14 protein-coding genes are annotated in these 13,831 nt (G+C 41.9%); all 14 read right to left on the reverse strand.

Annotated features, from left to right (window positions below):
• Window positions 1-26: 26 nt before the first annotated feature.
• The 14 genes from B5354_RS06665 to flaG all read right to left on the reverse strand — a co-directional run bounded on the left by B5354_RS06665 (window position 27) and on the right by flaG (window position 13,795).
• Window positions 27-1,415, reverse strand: coding sequence for a murein hydrolase activator EnvC family protein (locus tag B5354_RS06665; RefSeq protein WP_079527172.1), 1,389 nt, complete (start codon window positions 1,413-1,415; stop codon window positions 27-29).
• 30 nt (window positions 1,416-1,445) lie between these two features.
• Window positions 1,446-2,339 carry a permease-like cell division protein FtsX gene (gene ftsX / locus B5354_RS06670; protein WP_079527174.1) on the reverse strand — a complete coding sequence of 298 codons (894 nt, stop codon included), beginning with the start codon at window positions 2,337-2,339 and terminating at the stop codon, window positions 1,446-1,448.
• The gene (gene ftsE, locus B5354_RS06675; RefSeq protein ID WP_079527176.1) at window positions 2,329-3,015 is read right to left on the reverse strand and encodes a cell division ATP-binding protein FtsE; all 687 of its coding nucleotides are present in this window, start codon (window positions 3,013-3,015) and stop codon (window positions 2,329-2,331) included. Before ftsE ends, ftsX begins: the two co-directional genes overlap by 11 nt.
• A 381-nt stretch (window positions 3,016-3,396) precedes the next feature.
• Complete coding sequence (gene cccB / locus B5354_RS06680; protein ID WP_079527177.1) at window positions 3,397-3,762, reverse strand: cytochrome c551; 366 nt, start codon at window positions 3,760-3,762, stop codon at window positions 3,397-3,399.
• Between the two features lie 152 nt (window positions 3,763-3,914).
• Window positions 3,915-4,796 (reverse strand): UTP--glucose-1-phosphate uridylyltransferase GalU, encoded by an 882-nt coding sequence (gene galU / locus B5354_RS06685; RefSeq protein WP_079527179.1) that lies wholly within the window; start codon window positions 4,794-4,796, stop codon window positions 3,915-3,917.
• A 453-nt stretch (window positions 4,797-5,249) separates the two neighbouring features.
• Window positions 5,250-6,351 (reverse strand): peptide chain release factor 2 gene (prfB, locus tag B5354_RS06690; protein ID WP_139377079.1). Its coding sequence is split into 2 segments (ribosomal slippage): window positions 5,250-6,278 and window positions 6,280-6,351, totalling 1,101 coding nucleotides; the frame shifts between segments, so codons are not numbered across the junction.
• 74 nt (window positions 6,352-6,425) lie between these two features.
• On the reverse strand, window positions 6,426-8,942 hold the full coding sequence (gene secA / locus B5354_RS06695; RefSeq protein ID WP_079527180.1) for a preprotein translocase subunit SecA: 2,517 nt from the start codon (window positions 8,940-8,942) through the stop codon (window positions 6,426-6,428).
• A gap of 190 nt (window positions 8,943-9,132) precedes the next feature.
• Window positions 9,133-9,333 carry a hypothetical protein gene (locus tag B5354_RS06700; protein ID WP_079527182.1) on the reverse strand — a complete coding sequence of 67 codons (201 nt, stop codon included), beginning with the start codon at window positions 9,331-9,333 and terminating at the stop codon, window positions 9,133-9,135.
• Window positions 9,334-9,594: 261 nt separating this feature from the next.
• A complete protein-coding gene (gene hpf, locus B5354_RS06705; protein ID WP_079527184.1) occupies window positions 9,595-10,149 on the reverse strand; it encodes a ribosome hibernation-promoting factor, HPF/YfiA family in 555 nt (184 codons plus the stop codon).
• A gap of 598 nt (window positions 10,150-10,747) precedes the next feature.
• Window positions 10,748-11,131 carry a DUF8042 domain-containing protein gene (locus B5354_RS06710; protein WP_079527186.1) on the reverse strand — a complete coding sequence of 128 codons (384 nt, stop codon included), beginning with the start codon at window positions 11,129-11,131 and terminating at the stop codon, window positions 10,748-10,750.
• A gap of 12 nt (window positions 11,132-11,143) precedes the next feature.
• Window positions 11,144-11,497: a flagellar protein FliT gene (fliT, locus tag B5354_RS06715; RefSeq protein ID WP_079527188.1), complete on the reverse strand. Its 354-nt coding sequence runs from the start codon at window positions 11,495-11,497 to the stop codon at window positions 11,144-11,146.
• Entirely contained in the window at window positions 11,497-11,886 is a 390-nt protein-coding gene (fliS, locus tag B5354_RS06720; protein ID WP_079527190.1) for a flagellar export chaperone FliS, read from the reverse strand. Before fliS ends, fliT begins: the two co-directional genes overlap by 1 nt.
• Before the next feature lie 28 nt (window positions 11,887-11,914).
• The gene (locus tag B5354_RS06725; RefSeq protein ID WP_079527191.1) at window positions 11,915-13,411 is read right to left on the reverse strand and encodes a flagellar hook-associated protein 2; all 1,497 of its coding nucleotides are present in this window, start codon (window positions 13,409-13,411) and stop codon (window positions 11,915-11,917) included.
• Between the two features lie 12 nt (window positions 13,412-13,423).
• Complete coding sequence (gene flaG / locus B5354_RS06730; RefSeq protein ID WP_079527193.1) at window positions 13,424-13,795, reverse strand: flagellar protein FlaG; 372 nt, start codon at window positions 13,793-13,795, stop codon at window positions 13,424-13,426.
• Window positions 13,796-13,831 lie beyond the last annotated feature (36 nt).

Genomic DNA, 13,831 nt, shown 5'->3' on the forward strand with positions numbered 1-13,831 from the left:
GTGTGCACAAATTCTTTTGTCAAAAATTAAAAGTTTACATGGTTTCTTGGATTTACAGCATTAGTTTTCGAGGCATTCCAAGGTCCTTCATGGATTTCAAAATGCAGGTGTGGACCAGTTGAATTACCAGTAGATCCCATTAATCCTAGAGTAGTTCCCTGGCTTACGGATTGCCCTGTACTCACATTGCGGTTCTGCATATGGGCATAAACCGTTGTGTAAACTTGACCATTAATATAGTGAGTTAGGAAAACAACATTTCCATAACTTGAAGAATAATAGGAGCGTAATACCGTTCCTGAAGCAGCGGCTACTACCGGTCTGCCGTTCCCTCCGATATCAATTCCAGGGTGACTGCCTCCCCAACGGGCTCCAAACTCTGAAGTAACAGATCCACTGGCAGGTCGAATAAACTTACCACTTGCTGACGGAAGTGAAACAGATGCTGAAGCAGATGAACTGCTGGCACTAGCGCTTGCGCTACTGTTATTGGAACTGCTTTCATCTTCCGAAGCAGCCTGGCGTTGTCTTTCAAGCTCTTTCTGTCTTTCAATCTCAGCTTTGATCTGAGCCCGGTTTTCTTTTGCGTTTTGAATCGCTTGTTGGATCGAAGCTTCCTGATTGCTCAAAATGGCCTGTTCTTCCTCAAGTTCCATTTTATGTTTGTGAAGCTGTTCATTTTGAACTTCAAGCTCTTCCATAAGTTCTTTCTTTTCAGCCAACTTAGCATCGAGTTCTGCTTTAATAGCTTCTAATTCTTGCTTTTGGTCTTCTAGTTTTTGCTTTTGCTGTTCTAATTCTTTCTTTCTTTCTTCTACTTCAACTTTCTTTTCTTCTAAAAGTTTCTTATCCGCCATATGCTTATCAAGAATGTCTTTATCCTGATCCATAATCGTTGTCACTGCAGAAGCACGGTCAATCAAGTCGCCAAAGTTTTGAGCACCCATCAATACTTCTAAGTATTTAACATCCCCGCCGCTTTGCTGCATAGCACGCAAGCGTTTAGTTAGAAGCTGTTCTCTTTTTTCAATCCGCTTTTTGAGGACTTTAATTTCCTCTTCCAGCTTTTTAATTTCTGCTTCGTTTTTCTTGATCGCTTCCTCATTCTCTTTCATTTCTTTTTCTTTCGTACGAAGCTGTTCCTGAATATCTGTTAATTCTTGATCAAGAGATGCCATTTGAGATTCAGTTTCTGCTTGTTCTTCCTCATTTTCTTCAATCTTTTCTTTTGTTTCATTGGCTTTTTCAGAAATATTATCCTGTTTTTCATTTACATTACCTTGTTCTTCTTCTAGATCACTTAACTTGTCCTTTACGTTATCGAGTTCTGAATTTGCCACTACGCTTCCAGTTGAAGTTAGTAGAGAACCTAGTACGAATAAAAAGGCAAGTATCACTATGTTTAGTTTCTTCATCAAAATTCTTTCCCCTCTCCCCAGTGGTTCCTAGACTTTTAAGAATTTACGAACACTCATCACGCTTCCCCAAACGCCAATGAAGGCTCCGATTGCCAGTATGATCCCCGAGAGCTGCAACGCAAATGGGTAAAAAGGCAGCAGTTCAATAAATTCAAATTTAATGTTATCTCGTAAGTTGTAGTAGAGATAATAGTAACCTGTTACAACCGCAGCAATTGGAATAATCGATCCAAGAACTCCTAGCAGCAGGCCTTCTATGAAAAACGGCCAGCGAATAAAGCCATTCGTCGCTCCTACTAGTTTCATAATTCCAATTTCCTTACGGCGAGCAATAATTGTAATTTTAATTGTATTTGAAATGAGAAAAATGGCAGTAAAGACAAGTCCAATAATTAAGGCAAGTCCTATCGTTCGCGCATATTTGTTAAATTGGAAGATTTGCTGAACAACTTCTTCCCCGTAGTCTACCTGGTAGACGTAATCCATTTTCTCAATTTTTTCAGCTATATCAACGGTATCTATTGGATCTTTCGGTTTAATGATAAAGGCATCATTCAATGGGTTGCTTTGTTTAAACAGTTCAAAAGCTTGTCCCTTATCACCAAGACTATCAATCAACTGGTTTAACTCCTCTTCTTTCGAGGAAAAAGTAATGGAGCCAACTTCAGATATACCTTCAATTTCTTCTCTTAAGTTATCGATTTGTTCTTCAGAGGCAGTCAAGTCAAGCAGAACTTTCACTTCTACATCTTCTTCCACATTCGATGCAATTTCGTTCAAGTTGAGCATCAGTGCGAGAAAGACTCCGACGAGCAGTAAAGTTGTCGTCACAGCACCGATAGCTGAAACCGTCATCCAGCCGTTACGCCAAACACTTTTACTTCCTTCACGTGTGTGTCTGCCAAGGGTTCTAAATTTCATAACCATATTCCCCCCGTGCTTCATCCCGCACAATTTGGCCATCTTCTATAGCAATTACACGCTTACGGATCGTGTTGACAATTTCCTGACTATGTGTAGCCATTAGAACGGTAGTACCGTTAGAATTTATTTCTTCCAGGATGTGCATAATTTCCCATGACGTATCAGGGTCGAGGTTTCCCGTAGGTTCATCAGCAATCAGCAGCTGAGGATGATTTACAATGGCACGGGCAATGGAAACTCTCTGTTGTTCCCCGCCTGATAGTTCATCAGGGATAAAACGTGCTTTGTTTTTTAAACGTACTTGATCTAAAACATCCATAACTCGACGTCGAATTTGATTTGGAGATTCTTCAATAACCTCTAAAGCAAATGCGACGTTCTCATAAACTGTTAATCTAGGAAGCAGGCGGAAATCCTGATATACAACCCCTATATTACGTCGTAAGTGAGGTACTCTCCGCTCTTTTATAGTTGCTAAATTATAATCATTAATAACAATTGATCCCTTGCTAGGTTTTTCTTCACGGAACATTAACTTTATAAAAGTTGACTTCCCTGCACCACTTGGACCAACAATATAAACAAATTCTCCTTGATCAATATGTACATCGACGCCGTTAAGGGCCGTAACACCATTAGGATAAGTCTTGTAGACTCCCTTCATATCTATCATATTTCTATCACCTTAACTCCTTAATTGATGTAAATCTAGGATGCGTTCCCTTTAGCTTTTAAACGAAAAGTCACAAGTCCTCATTCATTATAACATCTTAATTCGATTTTTTTAGACATAAAATTATTACATTTATATTTCAAGAATGTAATCATATTGCTAATATTCGGCAAAACTTTCAAAAACCCTGCCGGCTTTTGTAGAAACCAATACTTATAAAATGGCTATAATCAAAGATAGAAAAAATCATTTTTCTTAACAGAGAAATTCTTTCAATCACCTATAAGAGAAGCGATAAAATTAAAAAACTGCCTGTCGATACTCCCTTTTTCACACGAAAAAACCCGGCTGATCAATCAGCCGGGACGGTGGTAAGTATCACTATTTTTTGTTAGCTAACCACTTAGCCAAGTTTTGTACGTTTTCTACATTACCGCCCTGTGGTGGCATTTGCCCTTTACCATTCTTAATGATGTCAGCAATTTCATCTGCTGAATACTTAGAGCCAATTTCCTGAAGGTTTGGTCCTACAGCACCAGAAAGATCTCCTCCATGGCAGCTTGCACAGGTTTGCTCGTAAGCTTGCTCTGCTGCTTGGACATTCACTTCTGAGTTAGCTTTTTCTTCAGTTGATGAACCACCATTGTTTCCTTCACCGGAGTCGGCTCCTTCCTCACCGCCGCCTCCGCCGCAAGCAGCTAACACTAAAGCTGTTCCAAATAATACAGTTAGTAATTTCTTTTTCAATGTTGTACCTCCTCATAGACAAAATTAGTCATGATAGTATGTAGTATTACCCAATGTTTGCTATTTAAAACCCAAAACCTGTTCCAATATCATGATGGTCTTATTAAACCAAGCTTGGGGTAATACCTCTTGTTGATTTAGCATTCCCCTGCTTACTGTTTTGATGCTTCTTCATTCTCAACAATTTCATAAATAGCTGACAGCACATCATCATGCATATCTGAGCGCTCAAGCGCCATGGCAATTGTAGTTTTAATAAACCCTAACTGGTCACCTACATCATAGCGGTCTCCTTCAAACTCATACCCATACACTGGCTGTGTGGCATTCAGCCTTTCAATCGCGTCTGTCAATTGGATTTCACCACCTGCTCCTTCTCCTTGATTATCAAGAAGTTCCATAATCTCTGGCGTTAAAATATATCGGCCCATGATGGCTAAACGTGAAGGTGCTTCTCCTGGAGCCGGTTTTTCAACAAAGTGTTCCACTTGATAGCGGCGTCCATTTTGATCTTTAGGGGAAATGATACCATACCTTGAGGTCTCCTCTTCTGGTACTTGTTTTACACCGATAATGGAAGCGCCCGTTTCTTCGTATTGATTGATCAGCTGCTTCAGGCAAGGCTCGTCTGAACGAACAATATCATCCCCGAGCAAAACAGCAAAAGGCTCATTGCCAATAAATTTCCTGGCACACCAGACAGCATGTCCAAGACCTTTTGGTTCTTTTTGCCGAATGTAATGGATATCAACCGAACCAGGACGTTTCACTCTTTCCAGTAAGTCTAACTTTCCCTTTTTATACAAGTTATCTTCAAGCTCAAACGCATGGTCAAAATGATCTTCAATCGCACGCTTCCCTTTTCCTGTCACAATAATAATATCCTCAATACCCGAGGCAATAGCTTCTTCGACGATGTATTGAATTGTCGGTTTATCCACGATCGGGAGCATTTCTTTCGGCATAGCTTTAGTAGCTGGAAGGAATCGTGTTCCGAGACCAGCAGCCGGAATAATCGCCTTTTTCACATTCATGGTGAATACCGCCCTTCATATAGATAGCTGTTCATGATTAGAATAGCAAATTTCTCCAAAAAAAGACAGTACACCATCTGTGCCGTCTTCAATATATAAGGGGTTGGAACGAAACTGAATTAAGCATAAAATAATCCGAACGATTTTATTGGAAATCAACTCGGATTATTTAGGTATCTAGAAAAGGATCTCAACCATCGCTCCGTCAAAATACTCCGCTTTTCGCGGCCCTCGCGCGTAGTGGGGTCGTTCGATGTTGGCACAGGACGTGCCGAACTTAGTCGAACTTCCTTTTACTACCTCCTTGTGCTGGCACACTTTGGGGTTTCACCTAGGCCTTTCCTCCCCAGGAGCCTACGTATTTTGACTACGCTAATGATCTGCGTTTATACAATTCAATTTTTACCGTTCGCTATTTGACATCACTGCTTTATATTCTCAGCTCCTATGTGGTTAATCCATTTGGGAACGTAAATAGGCGTTGATGAATTTATCGAGTTCTCCATCCATGACACCTTGAGTATTGCCCACATCCAAATTGGTCCGATGATCTTTTACCATTGAGTACGGATGGAATACATAGGAACGGATCTGGCTGCCCCAACCAATTTCTTTCTGTTCGCCACGGATATCATCAATCTCAGCCTGCTGACGTTCAATCTCAAGTTGGTAAAGCTTCGACTTGAGCATTTTCATAGCCTGTTCCCGGTTTTTAATTTGGGAACGTTCAGACTGACATGTGACCACAGTATTAGTAGGCGTATGGGTGATCCTCACAGCGGAATCAGTGGTATTAACGTGCTGTCCGCCAGCCCCGCTTGAGCGGTAAGTATCAATTTTCAGATCTTCTGTGCGTACGTCAATTTCAACTTCATCATTAAATTCAGGCATAACTTCACATGACACAAACGATGTATGGCGGCGCCCGGATGAGTCAAAGGGGGAAATCCGTACAAGTCGATGAACCCCTTTTTCTGCTTTTAAATAACCGTAGGCGTTATGACCTTTAATGAGCAGCGTAACACTTTTTACGCCTGCTTCATCCCCCGCCAGATAGTCCATAGTTTGGACGGAAAAACCTTTCTTCTCTGCCCATCTCGTGTACATACGCAGCAACATGCTTGCCCAGTCCTGTGATTCGGTACCCCCGGCGCCTGGATGCAATTCAAGGATGGCATTGTTCTTATCATAAGGCTCACTTAACAAAATATTAAGTTCGAACTGGTCCAGATCGCTGACGAGTTTCTCAACTTGCTCCTCAAGTTCTGCCCGAAGATCTTCATCCTCTTCTTCCTTCACGAGCTCGTAGGATACTTCCAGGTTTTCGTGTGTTTCTTCATGATCTTCCAAGGTGTGAACTAACCCCTTCAGACCATTTACTTCATTAATGACTTGTTGAGCTGTATCCTGATCATCCCAAAAGCCAGGCTCAGTCATTTGCTCTTCAAGTTCAGCGATGCGAGTCTTTTTTTGGTCGGCGTCAAAGAGACCCCCTAAAGTCCGCTAGTTGTTTAGCTGTATTGTCTAATTCATGGCGAATTTCTGCCATATCCATTACAATCACTCCTCATACTATTCGTTTCACACAAGGCAAGACACCCTCACAGAAGAGAGTGCCTCACCTTTTTATTACTTGCCATGACAGTTTTTATACTTCTTGCCGCTTCCACATGGACAAGGATCATTTCGACCCACAGTATCTTTCTTCACGAAAGGCTTTTTCTTCTTACTTTCCTTATCCTCACCGCTTGATCCGGATACGGCTTTCGCTCCTTCTGCCACTTCCTGGCGCTGCAAGTTATTTCTGATTTGAGCTTTCATGACATAACGGGAGACTTCTTCATCAATGGATTTGACCATTTTCTCAAACATGCTATAGCCTTCAAATTGATATTCACGCAATGGATCGTTCTGACCGTAAGCTCGCAAGTGGATTCCTTGGCGAAGCTGATCCATTTGGTCAATATGGTCCATCCATTTCTGGTCAACTGTACGAAGCAAGATTACTTTTTCAAATTCACGCATTTGTTCTGCTGAAAGTTCTTCTTCCTTCTCATTGTAGCGCATCTTCACTTTATCGAGGATCAGTTCCTGCATTTCTTCTGGTTCTTTACCTTTCAAGTCGCCTGCTGTGATGTCCCCTTCTTCCAATAAATTGGCTCGTACATATTCAACGATTGAATCAAGCTCCCAATTCTCGTCTTCATCGTCTGCCGTATGAACTTGAACTGTTTCGGCGACTGTACGTTCTATCATTTGTTCAATGATCTCACGCAAGCCTTCTGAATTCAGTACATCAAAACGCTGTTTATAGATAACTTCACGCTGTTGACGTAGAACATCATCATAAGATAGGACCGTTTTACGTGCGTCAAAGTTGTTACCCTCCACACGTTTTTGAGCGGATTCAACAGCACGGGAAATCATTTTACTCTCAATCGGCTGTGAATCATCCATCCCCAGACGTTCCATCATGCTGCGCATATTATCAGAAGCGAAACGACGCATTAATTCATCGTCTGTAGCTAGATAAAATTGGGACATTCCAGGGTCTCCCTGACGTCCAGAACGACCACGCAGCTGGTTATCAATCCGGCGTGATTCATGACGCTCTGTCCCAATAACCGCTAGACCACCAGCTTCAACAACGCCTTCTCCCAGTTTAATATCCGTACCACGTCCAGCCATGTTCGTCGCAATGGTAACCGAACCTTTTTGGCCAGCATTCTCAATGATCTCCGCTTCACGGAAGTGGTTCTTCGCGTTTAACACATTGTGAGGCACCTTAGCTTTCGTTAAATAACGAGAAATAATCTCAGACGTTTCAACAGCTACTGTACCTACAAGCACAGGCTGGCCATTCTGATAACGTTCTTTAATATCTTCCACCACAGCACGGAATTTACCATCCATCGTTTTATAAACGAGGTCAGCTTTATCATCACGGACAATCGGTTTGTTCGTTGGAATGACCACAACGCGCATGTTATAAATATTCAGGAATTCCTCTTCTTCCGTTTTCGCCGTACCCGTCATACCGGACAGCTTCTCATACATTCGGAAGAGGTTCTGGAACGTAATCGATGCCAAGGTCATGCTCTCGTTTTGAATTTGCAAGCCTTCTTTTGCCTCGATGGACTGGTGCAAGCCATCACTATAGCGACGGCCTTTCATCAGTCTGCCGGTGAATTGGTCAACGATGACTACTTCACCCTCATCCACGACATAATCCGTGTCGCGGTGCATCGTTACATGGGCTTTTAAAGCCTGGTTGATATGATGAATCAACGACACATTTGATAAATCGAACAGGTTCTCAATCTTGAAAAAGCCTTCTGCTTTATTGATTCCCTCTTCCGTCAATTGAACGTTTTTGGTTTTTTCATCGTACGTGAAATCTTCTTCTTTGCTTAGCAGACGTACAAACGCATTGGCAGACTGATAAAGATCAGCTGACTTAGAAGCTGTTCCGGAAATAATCAATGGCGTTCTCGCCTCATCGATTAAGATCGAGTCTACTTCATCAATAATAGCAAAATGGAGCGGACGCTGAACCATCTGCTCTTTATAAAGCACCATGTTATCGCGTAAATAATCAAAGCCGAATTCATTGTTAGTTCCATACGTAATGTCGGCAGCATACGCTTCACGTTTCTCGTCCTTAGACAAATCATTGGTGTTTAAGCCAACAGTCAGTCCAAGGAATTTATACAGCTCGCCCATTTCTGTTGCGTCACGACTTGCTAAGTAATCGTTGACCGTAATAATATGGACACCTTTACCTGTAATCGCATTAAGATAAGCCGGCATCGTTGAAGCAAGGGTTTTACCTTCCCCTGTCTTCATCTCGGCAATATTCCCTTCATGTAAAGCAGCCCCGCCTATAAGCTGGACTGTAAACGGGCGCATATGAAGCACACGTTTTGAAGCTTCACGGACGACCGCGAAGGCTTCAACAAGCATAGCATCCAATTTTTCGCCTTTTTCATAACGTTGTTTGAATTCGTTTGTTTTTTCTTTTAACCCATCGTCTGATAGTTTTTCCATCTCAGATTCTAGGGCATCAATTTGCTCAGCGATCTTTCCCAGTCGCTTGAGCTGACGTGTATTATCATCACCAAAAATTTTCTTTAAAGTTCCAAGCATTGCAACCGCTCCTCTATTGATTTCCAATCTTCGGTTGAGTAGTATAATCCATTCTTTATCATAACACTAAGAGGAGCATAGTGACAACAAATCGGTCAGGCTGTATCCCCTCATTTCATGGTTTTTAGTTCGCTGTACCATACAGATAAATAGACAACCCGGGGATGGATTGTCTATGGAGAGGAGGCGATTATGAGGAGGCAGGGGTGACCAATCGGGGCTGACGCTCACGAACCATTTCATGCTCGAGGCCTAACTGCCGCTGATCAAGATCATACACACGGCGATTTGTGGCGCCAATAATTTCTACGAGTTGTGCAATAGCTTCTTCTTGTTGCTGCACCCTTTGATAAAGGTGAGAACAATTCGAACAAATATAAGTATGTTTCATTCATTCGCCTCCCTGGCAGGTATGTTACAACTTAGTTATATCATCGTTTGCCTGAGAAGGTAACTGTGTAAAATCCCCCTTCCACTGGCCTGGACTGTTACAAAAAACGAATTATTCAGACAAAAAATGACGTTTCCATAGAAGCCTGGTGAAGACAAATATAAAGACTGTTGTTTTTTTCAAAGTGATTGCTTCACGCATGTTTTCTATGAAAAAAGCAGCCCTGGTTGTCCAGGACTGCTTGAACTTGATAGAGGTTTATCAAGTTTCGATCAAGCCATAACGGCCATCTCGTCGTTTATATACGATGTTCGTTTCGTCTGTTAATGCGTTGGTGAAAACATAAAATGCATGCCCAAGCATATCCATTTGTAGTGCAGCTTCCTCACTATCCATCGGTTTAAGATCAAAACGCTTCGTTCTCACAATTTCAATGTCGGATTCATCTTCCTTTTCAAGCACTTGTTGTTGTGCTTCTCTTTCCAGTTCAGCAAAGACGTACTTAGGAGCACCCTCCTGGCGAGACCTTCGATTGACTTTCGTTTTATGCTTTCGGATTTGTCTTTCGAGTTTATCTACCACAAGGTCGATGGCAGCGTATAAGTCAGTATTGTGTTCCTCTGCACGAAGAAGCAAGTTCTTCATCGGGATCGTTACCTCAATGGTCTGCTCATCATTATAGACACTTAAATTTACGTGAACCTCCGAAGTTAGTGGAGTGTCAAAATAGCGCTCTAATTTGCCCACCTTTTTCTCCACATATTCCTTTATGGAATCAGTCACCTCTAGATTTTCACCACGAATATTGTAATTCATTACAAGTGTCCTCCTTTCATCCTTATGTAGTTTATATTCTACCATACCCTGAGTCATTCCTGCATAAACTTTCGGAATTATTTGACGAAAACATGTCAGTAAATGCTGGAAACTGCCAGACCATAGGTTAACTACAGTTAGAAAATGCGATAGAAAAGTATTTTTTGAAAGGTCGTGCCGATAAATCTGGTGAATTTGACAATAACTTTTATTTAATTGAACTTCATAATTTAGACCCTAGTGCCCTAAGGGATTCTAAACGTAAAAAGAAGGTACCTATCCAGTCTAGATAAAGCAGCATCAAACAAGGAAAAACCAAAACTCTAACAAAAATTAGAATAGCTCATGTCAGCAGTTGAAATACACGAAGACTCCTACGGTAACGCGACCAAAGCGAGACCCCACAGAACGAAACGTCAGTGAAGTTCGAGGAGGCTCGCTGGTTGCCCGTGGAAAGCGAAGTGTATTTCAACTGCGTGTTTTTAGCAACAGCCTTTTCAAATCTTTAAATCCTACAAGTCTTTGTATTATTAAAAAGTTCTATTATGTAATTCATTTAAAAAAAGCATCCGGTTAGTCTACCAGATGCTTCAGAATTTTAATGAGCTATATAAGAATCTAAAAAGGATTGCATTTGCGAGCGCCAGCTTTCATAAACAGGAATCACTTCTTTAACCAGCAGCTCACGCTTTTCTTGGTTGGTCCCGAATGTCGACCATTTCTCAAGCAATTTAACAATATCATGAAAGTCACCCAGCAAAAGTTTTGAAGGCGCATTCTCTTTAAACCATTCCACCAATTGATCATTGGAGTCACAGAGCTGCTGGAAAGCCAGTAACACATCCTCAAACACCTGCTGTGCCTGAGGAGGCGCTTCGACACTCAGGTTATTCTCTAAGTATTCAAACCCTTCACTTATAACGGATAACAATTGATTGTATTCTTGCAGCATATTTTGCTGCGCATCTGTTAGTTGTGACATAGCCATCTCCTATTATTTTTTATGGTCCATAAACATCCCGTCATAACTGGAAACACTCTTATAAGGGTTCGTATAACGCTGTTTGCTGGACCTCTGCTTTTTCATATTCCGCAAATCAACTTTTAATTCATTTAGCATAAGTTCAAGCCTTTGATTAATACTTGGTTCCCTTTGCAGAACTTGGTCTACAATAGCTTGCTCACTCGACGATTGTGGCTTCCTCAGCTCTGGTAAAAGCTGCTCACGCCCTTCAAGAAGCTCATCAACCTGTGTAATCATCGCTTCTCTGTTTTGATTCGTGACTTTTTGCTGGACTAATTCATCAAGTTGTTGTGTTATCGAAGCAAACTGTGCCCATACTGTCACTACGCATTCCCGCCTGTACCATGCTGAGCTCTGCGGGTTTGCAAAATGACTTCCTTCCACGTATCACGAAACTCCGTGACCATCTCTTCCACTTCATTCAGAATTGTAGTGTCGTTCTGACTATTCGCTTCCATCAGCCGATGGTTCATATACTCATACAGCGGAAGCACTTCTTGTGAAACGGCATATTCCGGATTCATCGTGATCATTAATTCTCTTATAATGGCTTGCGCCTTCTGAATGGACGTATTTTTCTGCTCAATAGCGTCTTCATTTATGGCCTTTTTAGCAGAACGAATAAACTTGATGCATCCATTGTAAAGCATAAGCGTAAGCTCCCCTGGAGAAGCTGTTTCTACTGAATTATTCTGGTAGGCTTGAATAGACATCTGCCTGACACTCCTTTATCAAAATAACTTACCCAAAGTTGGACATCAAAAAGGCGGACTGAGAATTCATTCGCTGAATCGCCTGCTCCATACGCCCAAACTGTGCCCAGTAACGGTCTTCAACTTGTGTGAGGCGATTCTCGAAGGCCTCCATCCGGTCTTCCATATCCTCGAGCTTTCGTCCCATCATATATGATTCTTCGGTACTCGATGGCTTCCCGGCTTTCCGCTCAATCGTGTCTCGTGTCTCAGCGATCGTAGCTTCCAGCTTATCGACAATGCCTTTACTTCCTGTCTCTGCATTTCCAGAAAATAATTCCTGCACAGCAGCCGGATCTTCTCTCAACGCTTCCCGAAGCTTATCTTCATCAATGAGTAATTTACCACGCTCTAAATAATCGGGGCTTGTCGTAATCCCGATTTGAGAGATTTGGGTGAAAACACCTCCTGTATCGACACTGCTATACCAGTCTGAACGCATCCCGAACAAAGCGCCTTGAATCGTTGAGTCACTGCGAAGCATCCCGCTTTTCGCTTTCTCTTCCCATAATTCAATTTCACTTTCTTCCAAGTCTTCCTTTTGCTTTTCCGTTAAAGGTGGAAATTCACGGTACCGCTTCTCGGTTACCTGCTCATTTAATTTTTCAATAACGTCATTATATTTATCAACGAACTTCGTAATGTTTTCTAGAGCGTTATCAATGTTATTGGAGACATTCACGTTCACAGCCGAATCCATCGCCTCGTGGAACTTGAAGGTCACTCCATTTAACGTATAGTTATTCTCATGGGTCGTAATCTGTAAGGAACCGTTATAGGTAAACTTCGCATCCACCCCATCCGTCTCGTTGGTGAGGGCAAGCGTATCCGTTAGAAAACTAGTGCCTGGACCGCTGAACTCAATTTCTGCTCCAGCACTGTTAAAATTCCCCGTCTCCGTTCGCTCCAGCATGATTTTATCAGCACTGCTATCGTAAAAAGCACGTAAACCTAAGTTAGAGCTGCTGATCTTATCAAGCAGATCATTCAGGGACTGAGATTCATCGATTGTAAACGTCTTTGATTCTGTTCCCTCGTCATTGTGGGTGGTGATCGTAAACGTTCCTTCATTTAACCAATTTGCAAACTTGTCCTTTTGTGAGGCAAGCGACTGATCTGGATCAATCTTCCCTGCCCCGCCTGAAATCTCACTGGCACTCAAGTTATAAGCAGCTGAAGCAAGTCGATTGACTTGAACATTGTAATTGCCTGTCCCTGCAGATGAAGTCGCCTCAGCACTAATCGCCGATGAAGGAGACGAAACTTCCTTAGATTGATAGGTTTTTGATAGATTCATATCAAGCATCATACTATCAAGCTCGAATAACTGTTTATTGACATCACGGTAAGCATCACGCTTCCAGGTTAACCACGTTTTCTCCTGTTCCATCTTGTTTAAGGGCTGACGTTCGGCCTTCATTAAATCATTAACAAGCTTGTCGATGTCCATTCCAGAAGCCAAGCCCCCGATTCTCATATCACTCATATTCTCACCTTCTTAAATTTTATCATCAACGATCAGTCCAATTGATTCAATCATCGCGGCATAGAAATCCAGCATATCTTTTGGAGGAATTTCCTTTACAACTTCTTTTGTTCTGCTATTTACTATAGTAACGTAGTACTCCTCCAATTTTTCATGAAATTGAAACTGTAAATTCGTATGTGCAGGCTTCAATATGTCATTTAAGCCCTCGATGACCTGCCTCATCTTCTCTTTATTTAGCTCTTTTTGAATTTTAAATGGCTTATGTAATTCTTCTTCTGTATTCATGGTCCTGCTCAGCTTCTGAACAGATGTACGGAGGCTAAGATGCGGTGAATGACTCTGCAGAAGTTGTGAGTGGCCCTTGCCTTTCGTTACGTCCACCTTTCAACAACTCCCCTGTTTTCTTTTTATATCGGC

It is taken from the genome of Halobacillus hunanensis (assembly GCF_900166655.1).
Lineage (GTDB): Bacteria > Bacillota > Bacilli > Bacillales > Halobacillaceae > Halobacillus_A > Halobacillus_A hunanensis.